Source organism: Enterococcus moraviensis ATCC BAA-383, from assembly GCF_000407445.1.
Taxonomy (GTDB): Bacteria; Bacillota; Bacilli; order Lactobacillales; family Enterococcaceae; genus Enterococcus_L; species Enterococcus_L moraviensis.
The window spans coordinates 353,829-371,241 of the sequence record NZ_ASWB01000002.1 but is presented as its reverse complement, the minus strand read 5'-3'; the positions used below and the strand labels follow the sequence as shown (position 1 = coordinate 371,241).

11 protein-coding genes and 1 CRISPR repeat array are annotated in these 17,413 nt (G+C 37.1%); of the genes, 4 read left to right on the top strand and 7 right to left on the bottom strand.

The genetic code is table 11. From position 1 onward, the window contains the following. Positions 1-7: 7 nt before the first annotated feature. From gatB to I586_RS07725, 6 genes are all read right to left on the bottom strand, one after another. Positions 8-1,438, bottom strand: a complete 1,431-nt coding sequence (gatB, locus tag I586_RS07750; protein ID WP_010765703.1) for an Asp-tRNA(Asn)/Glu-tRNA(Gln) amidotransferase subunit GatB — start codon at positions 1,436-1,438, stop codon at positions 8-10. Next, a complete protein-coding gene (gene gatA / locus I586_RS07745; protein ID WP_010765704.1) occupies positions 1,438-2,907 on the bottom strand; it encodes an Asp-tRNA(Asn)/Glu-tRNA(Gln) amidotransferase subunit GatA in 1,470 nt (489 codons plus the stop codon). The genes gatB and gatA overlap by 1 nt, the downstream gene beginning before the upstream one ends. Beyond that, on the bottom strand, positions 2,907-3,212 hold the full coding sequence (gatC, locus tag I586_RS07740) for an Asp-tRNA(Asn)/Glu-tRNA(Gln) amidotransferase subunit GatC (protein WP_010765705.1): 306 nt from the start codon (positions 3,210-3,212) through the stop codon (positions 2,907-2,909). Before gatC ends, gatA begins: the two co-directional genes overlap by 1 nt. 197 nt (positions 3,213-3,409) lie before the next feature. Further along, positions 3,410-5,455 (bottom strand): NAD-dependent DNA ligase LigA, encoded by a 2,046-nt coding sequence (gene ligA, locus I586_RS07735; protein ID WP_010765706.1) that lies wholly within the window; start codon positions 5,453-5,455, stop codon positions 3,410-3,412. 230 nt (positions 5,456-5,685) lie between these two features. After that, positions 5,686-7,929 (bottom strand): DNA helicase PcrA, encoded by a 2,244-nt coding sequence (pcrA, locus tag I586_RS07730; protein ID WP_010765707.1) that lies wholly within the window; start codon positions 7,927-7,929, stop codon positions 5,686-5,688. A 257-nt stretch (positions 7,930-8,186) separates the two neighbouring features. After that, a CRISPR array of direct repeats spans positions 8,187-9,372; the repeat unit is 33 nt; unit sequence ATTTCAATCCACTCACTCAATAAAGAGTGAGAC. Positions 9,373-9,618: 246 nt separating this feature from the next. Further along, complete coding sequence (locus I586_RS07725) at positions 9,619-11,115, bottom strand: alpha-amylase (RefSeq protein ID WP_010765708.1); 1,497 nt, start codon at positions 11,113-11,115, stop codon at positions 9,619-9,621. A gap of 185 nt (positions 11,116-11,300) precedes the next feature. On the opposite strand from I586_RS07725, the gene I586_RS07720 reads away from it, so the two are divergent. The 4 genes from I586_RS07720 to I586_RS07705 all read left to right on the top strand — a co-directional run bounded on the left by I586_RS07720 (position 11,301) and on the right by I586_RS07705 (position 15,938). Continuing rightward, positions 11,301-12,053, top strand: a complete 753-nt coding sequence (locus I586_RS07720; RefSeq protein WP_010765709.1) for a DeoR/GlpR family DNA-binding transcription regulator — start codon at positions 11,301-11,303, stop codon at positions 12,051-12,053. Continuing rightward, positions 12,050-12,964, top strand: a complete 915-nt coding sequence (pfkB, locus tag I586_RS07715) for a 1-phosphofructokinase (RefSeq protein ID WP_010765710.1) — start codon at positions 12,050-12,052, stop codon at positions 12,962-12,964. Before I586_RS07720 ends, pfkB begins: the two co-directional genes overlap by 4 nt. 57 nt (positions 12,965-13,021) lie before the next feature. Beyond that, complete coding sequence (locus I586_RS07710; RefSeq protein ID WP_010765711.1) at positions 13,022-14,941, top strand: PTS fructose transporter subunit IIABC; 1,920 nt, start codon at positions 13,022-13,024, stop codon at positions 14,939-14,941. A 250-nt stretch (positions 14,942-15,191) separates the two neighbouring features. Beyond that, entirely contained in the window at positions 15,192-15,938 is a 747-nt protein-coding gene (locus I586_RS07705; protein ID WP_034702225.1) for an SDR family NAD(P)-dependent oxidoreductase, read from the top strand. Positions 15,939-16,010: 72 nt separating this feature from the next. Here the strand turns inward: I586_RS07705 and I586_RS07700 are convergent, their stop codons facing one another. Next, the gene (locus tag I586_RS07700) at positions 16,011-17,351 is read right to left on the bottom strand and encodes a hypothetical protein (protein ID WP_010765713.1); all 1,341 of its coding nucleotides are present in this window, start codon (positions 17,349-17,351) and stop codon (positions 16,011-16,013) included. Between the last annotated feature and the right edge of the window lie 62 nt (positions 17,352-17,413).

Sequence of the window (17,413 nt, the reverse complement as noted above, 5' to 3'; positions counted from 1 at the left end):
CCGCTTTCTAGCGTTTTGCCAATTCTTCTTGTAATAATTTATTCACAACACCTGGGTTTGCTTGTCCTTTAGTCGCTTTCATGATTTGACCCACCAAGAAGCCAACTGCACGGTCCTTACCATTTTTGAAATCATCTACAGATTGTTGGTTGTTATCCAATACTTCATTGATGATCGGTAGTAATTGTGAAGGATCTGATAATTGAACTAAACCTTTTGCTTCAACGACTTCTTTCGCATCTCCACCATTTTCGATCAACTCTTTAAAGACTTTTTTAGCGATTTTAGAACTGATTGTTCCGTCTTCAATCAACGTAATCATCCCAGCTAAGTTTGCAGGTGTTAATTTTGTATCTGGTAATTCGATTTTTTCACTATTCAAATATGCTGAAACTTCACCCATCAACCAGTTAGATACTTGTTTCGCATCTGCACCTTCCGTTAATGCTGCCTCAAAGAAATCAGACATTTCTTTTGTCAGTGTCAGAACCATTGCATCGTATTCTGGTAAGCCTAATTCTTTGATGTAACGAGCACGACGTGAGGCTGGCATTTCAGGTAAACTATGGCGAACCTGTTCAATCCATTCATCATCGATCGCAAAGCGAGGAACATCTGGCTCTGGGAAGTAACGATAGTCACTTGATCCTTCTTTAACACGCATCAACAATGTTTTATTGGTTGTTTCATCGAAGCGACGTGTTTCTTGTTGGATTTCTCCTCCAGATAGTAACACTTTTGCTTGGCGTTTTTCTTCAAAAGCAAGACCTTTTTTAACGAAACTCATTGAGTTTAGGTTTTTAAGTTCTGCTTTTGTACCGAATTCTTCTTGGCCATATGGACGTAAAGAAATGTTCGCATCACAACGCATTGACCCTTCTTCCATTTTTACATCGGAAACGCCTGTAAATAGAATAATTGAACGGATAGCTTCTAAATACGCATAAGCTTCTTCCGGTGAACGCATGTCAGCTTCTGAAACGATTTCGATCAGTGGTGTCCCTTGACGGTTTAAATCAACATAAGAATAACCGCCGTCACCGTGAATATTTTTACCAGCATCTTCTTCTAAATGGACACGTTCAATACGAATACGTTTTGTTTTGCCTTCCACTTCGATGTCGATCCAACCATCATGACCGATTGGTTGATCGAATTGAGAAATTTGGTATGCTTTGGGATTATCTGGGTAGAAATAGTTTTTACGGTCAAAATGAGTGTCTTTTGAAATCTCACAATTTAACGCAAGCGCTGCTTTCATCCCAAACTCAAGTGCTTGTTTATTCATAACAGGTAATACGCCTGGGTAACCCCAGTCGATCACATTTGTATTGCTGTTTGGTTCTGCACCAAAATGAGCAGGCGCAGGTGAAAAGATTTTAGAATTTGTCTTTAATTCTACGTGGACCTCAAGTCCGATGACAGTTTCAAAATTCATTAGTCATTCCCCCCTAAGATCACAGGTTTTTTCGTATGGAAATCAGTTGCTTGTTCAAATGCATACGCTGCTTTATACATCGTACTTTCATCGAATGGTTTTCCGATGATTTGTAACCCAACTGGCAAGCCTTCTGAAAATCCTGCTGGTATTGACATACCTGGTAAGCCGGCTAAGTTAACTGGAATCGTCAATAAGTCATTCATGTACATGGTAATTGGATCATTGATATTTTCCCCTAAACCAAATGCTACAGTCGGTGAAGCAGGACCAATGATGATATCGTATTTTTCAAATACATTATCAAAATCTTGTTTGATCAAGGTTCTAACTTGTCCAGCTTTTTTGAAGTAGGCATCGTAATAGCCAGCACTTAAAGAGAAAGTCCCTAACATGATACGACGTTTTACTTCGATACCGAATCCTTCAGATCGCGAATTCACATAGACATCTTCAAGATTTTTTACGTTTTCTGAACGGTAACCATAGCGAATACCATCGAAACGTTGTAAGTTTGAACTTGCTTCTGATGAAGCGATGATATAATACACTGCAACACCATATTTAGAATGAGGTAGACTCACTTCTTCTACGGTTGCACCTAAGGCTTTAAATGTTTCAGATGCTTTTAGAACCGCTTCACGGACACCAGCATCCACACCTTCACCAAGATATTCTTTTGGTAACGCTACTTTCATTCCTTTGATATCACCTGTTAAACCAGCAGTAAAATCAGGAACTGAAGCACCGGCTGATGTGCCGTCTTTTTCATCAAACCCACTAATGGCATTTAGCGCCAAAGCATTATCTTTAACATTTCTTGTCAATGGACCAATTTGATCTAAACTTGAAGAAAATGCGATCAAACCAAAACGTGAAACACGTCCGTAAGTCGGTTTCATTCCCACGATTCCGTTAAATGATGCGGGTTGGCGGATACTACCACCTGTATCTGTTCCTAAAGAAACGGGGATTTGACCAGCTGCAACAGCCGCTGCCGAACCACCAGAAGAACCACCAGGAACTTTTGAATGATCCCAAGCGTTTTTCGTTTTCTTAAAGTATGATGTTTCAGTACTTCCGCCCATCGCAAATTCATCCATGTTCAATTTACCAACAGGGATCATATCTGATTGATAGACTTTATCCATCACTGTTGCATCATATATAGGATTAAAGTTGTGCAGCATTTTTGATGCTGCTGTTGTTAAAATGTCTTTGGTTACGATATTGTCTTTGATTCCAATCGGGATACCCGCTAAAGGATTTGATTCAGTGATGCCTTTTAGGTCGATTGCTTTTGCTAACTCTAAAGCTTTTTCATCGCTGATCGTAATAAACGAATCCACGTCTTTTTCTGTCTCATGGATACGATTTAACGTAGCATGTGTTAAATCTGTTGCAGTGATTTCTTTTGAAACAAGTAAATCATGCAACTCTGTTAATGACTTATCATATAATTTCTCCATTATGCACCAGCCTCCCCATTATCAATAATTGCTGGCACTTTGATATAGCCATGTTCTGATTCAGGTACGTTTTTCATTAATTCTTTACGATCCATTCCTGGTGTTGCCACGTCTTCTCTCATCACATTGATTGATCGTGCAACATTAGAGGTAAACGGAACGCCCTCTGTATCTACTTCTTCTAATAATTCTACCATGTCGATGATTTTGCCTAATTGATCGGTAAAGTCTTTTAATTCATCACTTGAAAAAGACAGTTTTGATAACTTGGCCACATGTTTTGCTTGTTCTTCACTAATTGCCATGGGTACCCTTCTTTCCTTTAGAAAAACTCTATTCTGAGTTCACTAGTTCATTTTTATACTGTTACACGATATTTCGCGCTAAAAAACAGCTTTTTTCTTATTCTATCATAAAATTCTTAGAATTTTTGAACGAGATCAAAGAAATAGCCTGAAAATGTAAAAATAACGCTGAAAATTCGATTTGTTTTGCTTTCATACTATTCTACTTCATCTTTCGTATAGCTATTATCTAATGCAGTGACCATTTGCTGTTCATCCCAAATCTCAATGCCAAGGTCTTGTGCCTTCGTTAATTTGCTTCCAGCATCCTCACCTGCAACAACGATATCTGTCTTCTTAGAAACGCTACCCGTCACTTTTCCGCCTAGATTTTCGATTTTCTCTTTTGCTTCTTCTCTACTATAATGGGTAAGTTTACCTGTTAAAACGACTGTTTTCTCTTTGAAAGGTGATTCTACCGCTTCTAATTGAGAGGTCCGAATCCCTTTATACTCGAAGTTCACGCCCGCTTTTGTTAATTCATCCATCAATTCATGGACTTCTTCATTTTCAAAATAAGTGACTAAACTGTCTGCTATCGTTTCACCCATTGAATCTAAAGATACGACCTCTTCTTTTGATGCTTTACTGATCGCCCGCAGATCACCGAAATGTTCAGCTAAAACTTTAGCTGCTTTTGCCCCTACATGACGAATACCCAAGCCAAAAATCAAACGTTCAACCGAATTATCACGACTTGCAGCAATCGCATTATAAATATTGTTCGCTGATTTTTCTTTGATTTTTTCCAAAGTCATCAATTGTTCCTGTGTTAAAAAGTAAAGATCCGCTACATCAGCGACTAACTCATTGTCATACATTTGCTCTAATACTCTAGGACCTAACCCATCAATATTCATCGCATTTCTAGAAACAAAATGATTCAAGCCTTCTTTGATTTGAGCAGGACATTTTGGATTGATACAACGTAATGCAACTTCTTCATCCAAATGAACTAAATCACTGTTACAAACTGGACAATGCGTTGGAATTTCATAAGGTTGACTGTTCTCATCTCGTTTTTCAGTCAACACTTGCGCAACTTCTGGAATGATATCCCCAGCTTTATAAATGATCACCTCATCATTCAAACGAATATCTTTCATTGCAATGAAATCAGCATTATGCAAACTTGCTCGACTAACCGTTGTCCCCGCTACACGAACCGGTTGCATCACAGCCGTTGGTGTAACAACACCCGTACGTCCGATCGTCCATTCGATTTCTTCCACAATAGTTTGTGCTTCTTCTGGCGGGAATTTATAGGCAATTGCCCAGCGTGGGGCTTTGACTGTGAAACCTAACTCATCTTGAATCGTGAATTCATTTGTTTTGATTACGATCCCATCAATTTCGTACGGTAATTCTGATCGTTTTTCATGATATTCTTCTATATATTCCCAGACTTCATCAATATTTTGACAAAGTTTCTTTTCTGGGTTTGTTCTAAATCCGATTTCTGACAACTCATTCAGTGCATCAAATTGAGTTTGTGCCGTCATTGGTCCAAAATCCGCCACTGTATATAAAAACGTGCTTAGATTTCTTTTCGCAACCATGCTTGTGTCTAATTGACGCAAACTTCCAGCTGCGGCGTTTCTAGGATTTGCAAAAACGTCTTGGCCAGCTTCTTCACGTTCTTTATTCAAATTGACGAATGATTGTTTTGGCATATAACATTCACCACGAACCTCAACTGAAATAGGCTTTTTCAATTCTAATGGAATTGATTTCACTGTTTTTAGATTTTCAGTAATATTTTCACCGACTGTGCCATCACCACGCGTTGCCCCTAGAACAAATTTACCATTTTCATATTTCAATGAAATCGCTAGTCCATCGATTTTCAGCTCGCAACAATAACCAACTTGTTTTCCTGCTAATTTTTGGACACGTTCGTCAAAATCATAAATATCTTCTTTACTGAATCCATCATTCAAACTATACATTTGGACTTCATGCGTTACTTTTTCAAATCCTTGCAAAATCTTTCCACCAACACGTTGTGTAGGTGAATCAGATGTAATTAAATCAGGATATTCGGTTTCTATGTCTGATAATTCTTTGTACAAGCGATCATATACATAATCCTCTACGGTCGGTTTATCCGCTACATAATACTCATGGGCGTATTGATTTAACTGTGCCCGTAATTCTTTTGCTTTATCTGTCGCTTCAGCTAATGTTAACGGTATTTCTGCCATAATGGCCCCTCCTCCTATTAAAAGTAGAACAAATCGGTTAACCCTACAGAAATTAGGAAATTAGCCTTGAAACGTGCTTTGTTCCACTGCTAATTTAACTAGTTTCATAAAAATAGTTTGTGTCGCTAGAAAATTAAAACATGTAGCAAGCTCGTTCAACCTTGAAGTTTATTCCTCTTATTGCTACAAGTAGTGATTCCTCTCAAAAGCTGAAAGAGGCTGTTCCACATTTAAATTTTCTCAATCGGAGCAAATGCTGCTAATAAGCGTTTGATTCCTTTTTCCGGGAACGCAACATCTAGTTCTAAATCTTTGGCAGTACCGCCAACTCGAACAACAGTCCCTGTTCCCCAGGCTTTATGTTTAACTTTATCTCCAGCTTGCCATGCCACTGATTCTCCACCACTCGCAACTTTATCTGTTACAGGCTGCTTGGTTGGCTGTGAATAAGCAGGCTTAAGGACTTTAGGTTCAAACGTTCTTGAGGGTGCTTTTGGTGCGGCAATCGATCCTTGTAAATCTAAAAGTTCTTCATCGATTTCATCTAAAAAACGACTTGGTCGATTATATTGTGTTTTTCCATATAAGGTTCTAGAGAAGGCATTGGTAATAAATAACGTTTCTTCCGCGCGTGTAATACCAACATACGCCAAACGTCTTTCTTCTTCTAATTCACTTTCTTCTAACATTGCACGAGACAACGGGAAAACCCCTTCTTCTAGTCCAATTAAAAAGACAACAGGAAACTCCAGTCCTTTTGCTGCATGGAGTGTCATCAATGTTACTTGGGTCGTACCTTCTTCTAAATTATCTAGATCTGAAACAAGAGCTAAATCATTTAAAAATACAGCTAGTTTTTCCTCTGGTGCATCGGCTTCCTCTTCGTCTTGACGTTCATAACGTTTATCAAATTCTTGAGTAACCGTTAAAAATTCATCTAAATTTTCTAGACGTGCTTGGGATTCTAAATTGTTTTGTCTCACTAATTCTTCACGATAACCACTGCGCTCAAGTACTTCTTTTACTAATTCAGTAATGGTTAAATACGGAATCATCTGTGTTAAATCTTGAATCATCATGCCAAAACTGCCTAATTCTTTTCCAGCTTTTCCAGAGATATTAGCCAAATCTACATTTTGAGACGCTTCAAGTAACGACCAGCCATGCATCTGAGAAAAGCTTCTTAATTTCTCGACTGAGCTTTTACCAATACCTCTTTTTGGTTCGTTCACTACACGCTCAAAACTAAGTGAGTCCATCGGATTTGAAATAATGTTTAAATAGCCTAAGATATCTTTGATTTCTTTACGATCGTAGAACTTGTGCCCTCCAACCATTGTATATGGAATATTTGATTTTAGTAACATTTCTTCCATTACCCGTGATTGAGCATTTGTACGATATAAGACAGCGAAATCTCCATAGATACGGTCATTTTCCCTGATTTCTTTTTGAATTTGCCCTACGATAAATTGTGTTTCATCGCGTTCATTATCGCCTCGGTAATAAACAATTTTTTCACCATCGTTGTTTTCCGTCCATAACTGTTTGTCTCGTCGATTGCGATTATTTTTGATTACATTATTCGCTGCATCTAAAATTTTCTTCGTTGAGCGATAATTTTGTTCCAACATGATAACAGACGCATTTGGATAATCTTTTTCAAAATCCAAGATATTCTGCATATCTGCTCCACGCCACCCATAAATACTTTGGTCAGCATCTCCCACAACACATAGGTTTTTGAAACGTTCCGCCAACATATTGACTAATGTATACTGAGCATGGTTGGTATCTTGATACTCATCTACATGAATATAATGAAATTTATTTTGATAATAATTCAACGAATCTGGATGCTCATTAAACAAACGTATCGTATTCATGATCAAATCATCAAAATCCATACATTGGTTATTTCTTAATTCTTTTTGATACATTTTATAGCATTTTGCAACGACCTCTTCATAAGGTGTTCCTTGTAATTCTTCCACTTTTTCAGGAGTCTGTAACTCATTTTTTGCATTACTGATCGTCCCCAAAATTGAGCGAGGATCATATTTTTTCACATCGATATTCAACTCATTTAGAATACGCTTCATCAACGTTCGCTGTTCAGAAGTATCGATGATCGTAAAATTACGATTATAGCCGATATGGTCAACATCTCGACGTAAAATTCGCACACACATTGAGTGAAATGTTGATACCCAAACATCGTTTCCGCCTACCTCTAATAGTTTACCAACACGCTCTCTCATTTCTTTCGCAGCTTTATTCGTAAATGTGATTGCTAAAATATTCCACGGATTCACATCTTTTTCTTCAATTAAATAGGCTATGCGGTGAGTTAAAACTCTCGTCTTTCCGCTGCCCGCTCCCGCCATAACTAATAAAGGCCCTTCTGTATGTAGAACGGCTTCTTTTTGTCTCGGGTTCATACCTTGGATCAAGGCGTTTTCTTGTGCCATCATCAACGTCCTCTCTCTTTTTTCAATCTTATACATTATACCAAAAATAGGAAGAAAATTCTTTAATAATGATGGAATTTTATAGAACAAAATTTCCTTTTGTTTTGCCACGTATCTTTTATCTTCCATTTGTTTTTAATCGCTTGATTTTCAGATGATGCTAAACAAATCATCCTATATTAAGGACGATGGATAAAACAAGTAATAGTGTTTTATTATAGATTTTTTGCATTGTATTTTTGATTTTTTGGGGATTGAGTATATAAAAAAACTCACTCAATAAAGAGTGAGACTTAGCAGTAACTCCAGGTTCGCCAGAGTTAAACCGATTTCAATCCACTCACTCAATAAAGAGTGAGACATCAGGCACAGGTGTACAATTAAATATTATGCTCCATTTCAATCCACTCACTCAATAAAGAGTGAGACACAGTCAGTTTCCCTATAATGTCAACATCACCTTATTTCAATCCACTCACTCAATAAAGAGTGAGACCAACAATTGGATAACGGGAATTTCGGATGGGTTAAAATTTCAATCCACTCACTCAATAAAGAGTGAGACGCCCATGCGGAGCGTAGTTTGCATGCCCTTTAACAATTTCAATCCACTCACTCAATAAAGAGTGAGACAGGAAAAACAATGGATCAAAATCTAAGTATTTTAATTTCAATCCACTCACTCAATAAAGAGTGAGACGCTGCGTTTATTGATAAGCAACAAGTTGAAATATCTATTTCAATCCACTCACTCAATAAAGAGTGAGACTTTCATTAAGTTCTTAACATATTGAATACCATCGATTTCAATCCACTCACTCAATAAAGAGTGAGACGTAAATAATTGATCATAGCTAAAGTGTATTTCATTTCAATCCACTCACTCAATAAAGAGTGAGACGAAGTCGTATTTTTGCAGTAACTCCAGGTTCGCCTATTTCAATCCACTCACTCAATAAAGAGTGAGACGCGGGGAAAGTATATCCTGAAAATATCATCACGAATATTTCAATCCACTCACTCAATAAAGAGTGAGACGGTTTTCAACGACCATTTCTTGCTTGCCATTTTTATTTCAATCCACTCACTCAATAAAGAGTGAGACGCAAGGAGATAAAGTGACCACTAGTAGCATTATTGATTTCAATCCACTCACTCAATAAAGAGTGAGACCCACCCCTCAGGATTATTTGATTCTTTATTAGTGTGATTTCAATCCACTCACTCAATAAAGAGTGAGACACGGTATAACCTTAAAAATATCTGCACCTAATAAAATTTCAATCCACTCACTCAATAAAGAGTGAGACAAAATATTGCTTGATAAAGTCATTTTATCTATATCATTTCAATCCACTCACTCAATAAAGAGTGAGACTATTGAACCTATTTCATTTCTTAAAACTTCTTTTGATTTCAATCCACTCACTCAATAAAGAGTGAGACTGTGAAAAGTGACAAACTGTTTACATATCTGTCATTTTTCAACCATAATTTCCGGTAAAAATGTGAATTAGATGAGAAAAACGTTATTTTCTTCCATATTTCACCAAAAAATTGGTGCGAGTCTCTCAGTGTTTTTATGTGCACTTAGGGTTCGCACCTAGCTTACGTAGTTTATACCACTTAAACACTCTCCTAAGTATAATTATTCTTTTAATAGAAGTCACGTTTATTTTTTAACTTTCTCACCTAATCTGTCTCAAAAACAGAGCGTTTGATGTCTCGGTTCACTTTTTCGACAATTTCTTCCGTTACGTAAACAGAAATTTGTCCACCATTCACAGGAAATGTTCCGCCTCCCGTTTCATCCAACGTTACTCTTGCATCATTATTTCCTAATATATCAACAAATACTTTTCCTGCATGAATCGCACTGATTGTCATTTTTTTTTCGCCTGCATCAGCATTCGTCATTATCACTGCAAAGCCAGATTCTTCTCGTTCAAAGGTTCCTGTTCTAATCCAGCCGACGACATCAGGATCATCAAAATAATCTATTTCACTGCCGTAAGCGAAACATTCACGAATTTTTAACAATACTTCTAACGGTCTTCCTACAGCCTCTATCCCTTGAGAAGGAATTCCAAATAAATCACCCCAAAAAACAACTGGTGTTCCAGCTTTTCGAAGTAAAATCAGTGCATACGCGTGCACTTTAAACCAACCATTGATCCACGATTCTAAGCTTTGTCCTTTTTGAGTATCGTGATTATCAACAAAGGTTACCGCCCAGTCTGGACGTTCTTTAGCCAATGTTCCTTCAAAAATTTTTCGCATATCATATTGCCCATTTGAGCTTGCTGCATCATAAAAACGATAATGTAAAGGGACATCAAATAATGAAATCAACGTTCCTGAACTATCAATATAATTGGTAAGTTTCTCCAGTTCTCCATTCCAATACTCCCCGACAACAAATAAATCCTGCCCCTTCTCTTTTCTTCTATTTAATAACCAATCAACAAAGTAATTAAACTGAATGTGTTTTACCGCATCTAAACGATACCCATCGAGATTCGTCAATTCTTGATACCATTTTCCCCACTTATTTAACTGAGCAACGGTCTCAGAGTACTCCATATCCAAATTACACCCCATTAAATAGTCATAATTACCATTTTCATTATCAACATCTTGTTCCCACCCTTTTCCTTCAAAGTTGAAAATTCCATGGTCTTGTCTACGATCATCATAATCAACGCCAGAAAAATTTTTCCACGTCCAAGTATAATCATTGTATTTCTTTTTTCTCCCTGGAAAAGTGAATTTCGTCCATGCAGAAATTTCTTCTTCCCCACTTACTATTTCATTCCGATTATCTGGATGATATTTCACAGCTGAAACATTTTCTTCCTCATCAGCTCCCATAAAATGGTCAAACACAATATCTCCATAAACCTCTAGTCTATTTTCTTTTAACCATTTGATACACTCTAAATACTCCGTTTTTGTTCCATATTTAGTTGGAATCGTCCCTTTTTGATCAAACTCACCTAAATCATACAAATCATAAGGAGCATAGCCAACATCTTCTACCCCGTTCGCCCCTTTGTACGCTGGTGGCAGCCAAATACCATTGATTCCTTTACTATGTATTTCCTCGGCTAATTCAGTTAAACGTCGCCAATGTTTACCATCAGCAGGTAGATACCATTCAAATCCTTGCAATATTGTACGATTGTTCATACTTATCCCTCCGATTTCCCCTTACTTCATTAAGCCAAAGATCAAACATCTTTGTCAACTAATAGAATTCTCGCTATTTTACTCCTGTCATGATTGTTTTAAACTGATTTTGAATGTTTCTGACCGTTTTTGATTGCATCTGTATTTCATATGTGCTATTATAATCAATGAAAAGAGGGTTGAAAATGCTTACAGAAGAAAGACATCAAGCAATTTTACGTTTATTGGATCAACAATCAGTCGTTAAGTCTCAGGAACTATCCACACTACTAAACGCTTCAGAATCAACGATACGTCGGGATTTACAAGAATTAGAAGATGCGGATTTATTAGAACGTGTTCATGGTGGTGCCAAACGAATTTTAAATTTAGGCTTCGAACAAGATATGACTGAAAAATCAGTCAAAAACACTCAAAAAAAACAAGCAATTGCTAAACTAGCAACAACTTATGTTCATGATGGTGACGTTATTTATTTGGATGCAGGATCGACCACTTTAGAAATGCTTCCTTTTTTAATAGGTAAAAACATCACAGTCGTGACGAATTCTGTCCACCATGCTGCAAAATTAGGTGATTTAAATATCAATACTATTATTCTTGGCGGCTTGCTAAAGCTTTCGACAAAAGCAATCGTAGGTTCTACTGGCATGGAACAGCTTAGTCATTTTCGTTTCAATAAAGTCTTTATGGGAATGAACGGCGTCCATCTTGAATTTGGTTTAACAACACCAGACCCTGAGGAGGCCGCTCTAAAACGTTTAGCTATCACGCAAGCAGAAGAAGCATATGTTTTGATAGATCAAACAAAATTGAATAAAGTAACCTTTACAAAGGTAACTGAACTTGAGGATGTCATTATACTCACAGATGAATGTTCAACAGAGTTACTTGAACAATTTCAGAAAAAAACAACAATCAAGGAGGCTGTAAAATGATCTACACAGTAACATTAAACCCTTCAATTGATTTTATCGTTCATGTTGAAGGTCTTAAACTTGGTGATTTAAATCGAATGACGAATGATTTTAAATTACCTGGTGGTAAAGGCATCAATGTTTCCAGAATTTTGAAAAGAATCCATGCGGAATCGACGGCACTTGGATTTTTAGGCGGCTTTACGGGAACTTTTATTTCAGATTGGTTGGCAAAAGAACAAATTAAGACACACTTTACAACCGTTCAAGAAGATACACGAATCAATATCAAACTAAAATCAGAAACAGAAACGGAAATCAATGGCTTAGGTCCAAATATCTGCAACGAAGAAATGCAAAGCTTGAAAGAAACACTAAGTATGATTTCAGCTGGTGATATTGTTGTTTTATCAGGAAGCACACCTGCAACCTTACGTGCAGGTTTTTACGAAGAACTGATTCAAATCATTAAAGATAAAAAAGCAGAGTTTGTTATTGATACAACTGGCAAAGACTTACTAAATGCATTACCGCAAAAACCTTTACTTATCAAACCAAACAATCATGAATTAGCTGAATTGTTTGATGTCGAGTTTCAATCGACAGAGGACATCTTACCCTTTGGAGAACGTTTGTTAGAAGATGGTGCGAAACATGTGATCATCTCAATGGCCGGTGATGGTGCGTTATTATTCACCAAAGATGGGATTTATCAGTCAAATGTACTAAAAAGACCTTTAAAAAATTCGGTTGGCGCTGGCGACTCAATGATCGCTGGCTTTGTAGGAACGTTTGCTAAAAATAATGATCCTGTTGAAGCCTTTAAATGGGGCATTGCATGTGGCAGTGCTACAGCTTTTTCAGATGATTTGGCTTCAATCGATTTAATCGACGAGTTGATTTCAGAAGTTGAAATTGAACAAATAAGGTAACCTTATTAGACATTATCGAATGACATGAACCAGCTTTTAAAATTAGGAGGAAAAACAATGAACATCAAAGACTTATTAGTCAAAGACGTGATGATCATGGATTTGCAAGCGACTGACAAAAAAGGCGCAATCGATGAAATGGTCCAAAAAATGTACGATGGTGGTAGAATTTCTGATATCGAAACATACAAAGAAGGTATTCTTGCTCGTGAAGCACAAACTTCCACTGGCCTTGGCGATGGCATCGCTATGCCACATGCTAAGAATAGTGCAGTTAAAGAAGCAACTGTTCTATTTGCAAAAAGCCATTCTGGTGTTGAGTATGAAGCATTAGACGGACAACCAACATACTTGTTCTTCATGATTGCAGCTCCAGAAGGCGCTAATGATACTCATTTACAAGCCTTAGCTGCCTTATCTCGCCTACTGATTGATCCTGATTTTGTAGCAAAATTAAAAGATACAAAAACACCAGAAGACGTTCAAAATCTATTTCAATCTGCGGAAGAAGCTAAAGAAGCCGAAGAGAAACAAGAAAAACTGGACGAAGCGACTAAAAATACACACGATACAAACCGTAAATTTGTCGTTGCTGTTACAGCGTGCCCAACTGGTATCGCCCACACTTATATGGCTGAAGATGCTTTAAAGAAAAAAGCAAAGGAAATGGGCGTTGAGATCAAAGTCGAAACAAATGGTTCTGAGGGAATTAAAAATCGATTGACAGCCGAAGATATTGCTCGTGCTGATGGCGTCATCGTAGCAGCTGATAAAAAAGTTGAGATGAATCGTTTCGATGGCAAGGAATTAGTAAACCGCCCTGTTAGTGATGGGATTCGTAAAACAGAAGAATTGATTACTCTAGCAACTAGCGGTACCGCACCAACTTTCCACAGTTCTGAGTCAGATAGTAATGAAGAATCTAGTTCTGCAGAAGGTTCTATCGGTTCAAGAATTTACAAAGACTTGATGAATGGTGTATCCCATATGTTGCCATTCGTTATCGGTGGCGGAATTGCCATAGCTCTTTCATTTATGATCGATCAATTTATCGGGGTCCCTCAAGATCAATTAAGTATGCTTGGTAATTATAATGAGGCAGCTTCTTGGTTCAATCAAATTGGTGGTGCTGCATTCGGCTTTATGTTACCTGTTTTAGCAGGATTTATCGCTTCAAGTATTGCAGATCGACCAGGATTGATTGTCGGCTTCGCAGCTGGTGCATTAGCAAACACTGGTGGTGCTGGTTTCCTAGGCGCATTGATCGGCGGGTTCTTGGCTGGATACGTCATTCTTTTCTTGAAAAAACTCTTCAAAGGGTTACCTAAATCACTTGATGGGATCAAAACAATTTTATTTTATCCAGTTTTTGGTTTATTGATTACAGGTGGCTTGATGCTTTTAGTCAATGTACCAATGAAGGTCATCAATGATGGTTTAAATGGTTTCTTATTAAGTTTAGATGGAACTAATGCTGCACTTTTAGGTGCATTGCTTGGTGGTATGATGGCAATTGACTTAGGTGGTCCGATCAATAAAGCGGCTTACGTATTTGGGACTGCTTCAATCGCTGCAACGGTTACAGAAGGCGGTAGTATTATTATGGCCTCTGTTATGGCCGGTGGGATGGTTCCTCCGTTAGCCATTTTCATTGCAACATTGATTTTCAAAAATAAATTTACGAAAGATCAAAAAGATGCTGGTTTGACTAACTTAGTAATGGGATTATCCTTCGTTACAGAAGGTGCAATTCCTTTTGCAGCAGCCGATCCTTTACGTGTTATTCCAAGTTTCGTCGTAGGTTCAGCATTAGCTGGAGGATTAGTTGGTGGTTTTGGTATCCGTTTATTGGCTCCTCACGGTGGTGTGTTCGTAGCATTATTACTAAGTCACCCACTTCTATACCTAGTATTTATCGCAATTGGCGCAATTGTTTCTGCTGTAATTCTAGGTATCGTTAAAAAACCAGTTGCTTAATAATTTTCTTTTAAATAATCTGTTTGCTAAACCTCAAATGTTAGAGACTTCGTTCTCTTTCATTTGAGGTTTTTAATATAGGACATTATTTCGTCTATATCATTGGCGTAATAAAAAAATTTATATTAAACTAAAGCATGAGAAATAGACATACTTTACAAGTTAAAATTTCTTTAGTAGAAAAGGCAACGATTGTTTAGAATAATCAGAAAGGATAACTATAATGACAGTTCATTATAGCGGTTTTTTTATGAATAGATTATTAGGTAAAGTAATGTTGATTACAGAAGCTCATAGCCGTATTGGTAGCACAACTGCCAAATCAGCAGCTGAAGAAGGCGCAATTATTGTTTGTACAGGAAAACAGTTGGATAAACTTTCCCCTCTCATTTCTGCTGTAACTCAAACTGGTGGAATCATATCTGCCTATCAACACGATGTCAGTTCTAGAGTTAGTTGGAAAAATGTCATCTCTGACGTGATAGCTTCCTATGGTAAAATCGACATTTTAGTCAATACTGCTGGTATTTCTTCTCCAAAAATGAGTTTAGAGTTGTCACTTGACGATTGTAAAAAAATTCAAGGTATCGATATAAACAGTTTTGTATATGGTCTAAATGAGGTCATCCCTTCTATGATAAAAAATGGTGGTGGTTCGATTATCAATGTTTCAACCGTTGAAGGATTGGTGGATCTCCCTACTTCCAGTCCTTATGCAGCTGTCCAAGATGTTATTCGCTCTCTGTCACTAGATGTTGCCTTTGAGTATGCCAACCATAATATCCGTGTCAATTCAATTTGTCCTGGTATTATTGATACTCCCATTATAGAAACCACTTTTCCAAAAATCAGACCTGATTATAAAAAGTCGATTCAGTTCCCTTATTTAGGAAAACCAGAAGATATCGTAAATGGTATTATTTATCTCTCTTGTGACGAATCCAGCTTTGTAACAGGCGCAAAACTCGTTATCGATGGCGACAGAATAACGAATTGAATATAGTGAAGGGGCTGAGAAACAACTCTTTGAGTTCTTCTTGGCCCCTTCAAACTGTATGTTATCACTTCATTATTCACTTATATCCATCGTTTGACTAATTGTAGCCAAATTGCTTGAATCCAAAAATACTACCCTTAAATGATTCTTAGCTTTGTTCAAGTCAAAACGAGTCGATGCTTCTTTCTGTTTTAGATTGCTAATATTTACATCAAACAATTTTTCCCATAAAGCTTCTAACGGAATTTGTGAGATTGCTTCTTTTGGTAAATAAAAGCGCAAAACTGAAACAAAATCATCATATTTTTTGTCCAAAACATCGATTTCTAGAAATTGTCGGATATAAAATTCATAGGCCGAAAGCCCATCATCAATAGCCATTTTAGGATCTAACACTCGATAATTCATCATCTTCCGGCTCTTCTCATCGATCCAAGGAAAATAAGCTTGGGCATTCAAGACTCCTCTAGTGCGATTTACCCTATATTTTTGATGCAGTTTATCATAACTTCTTGTGACAAAATACGTTGCATTTTTCTTTTCAACCGGCTGATAATAACCATTTTGATATTGAACGGTTTGAATTGTATCTGCCACGAAAGCATATTCGATGTACGGTTGTCGTAATACTCCCGTTCCATTGTTCCACGCTAATTGATCAAAGCCCATCTGATCTCTAAATAATCGCTGATATTTTTGATTAACAGGCATATCCCAATTAAATGGATGTTTAAAAAGTGTCACTTTGATCACTTGATTGTCCAATGTTTCAACAGATTCTACTTGCTGGATTTCTAGAAAAATAGATTCTGGGATAAGATGAAAGTACAAACTTGAATAATACATTTTCCAACATGACGTCAGACATAAACCTTTATAATAAATATCGTAGCCAGCTAGTTGATTACAGTCAACTATCACAGCCTTTTCACTATTATATCGTTTAGGCAGTTTGGCAATTTCATTCGCAGTCTCAAAGGTTCTTTTTTCAAGTTTCTCTACATTATTGTATAGGAATTCATCTAATGGACGAATTGAACCGTAAACCCCATTTTTAATCATTCGAGTGTCACAATAATCTTCAATCATTCCTTGATTCGCAAAATAGATTGCTCCATCTAGTATCGTTCGTTCATGAAGACTTAACGCAGAAATATGAAGTTGAAATTCTCCATCCCGACTGTTTATCTTAATCCATAAATTTTCTTCTTCTGTGAGTTGCTGAATTCTCTTGATGATGGGCTGAAGTTCAAATAACAGTGCTTCTTCATCATTGAAACGATAACTTTCAGGTATCGAGACAATCCGCAAAAAGCTTAACCAATCAAAAATAGTCTGTTTCAACTCTTCTAAAGAAAAACCAGCCTGATACGATACCATATATATTTTCTTTGTTTTTTTCAATTGCCTCACCTCGCTCCTTTAGATAAGTATAACGAAAATAGAGGCAGACTTCATCTAATATACTTTTAAAA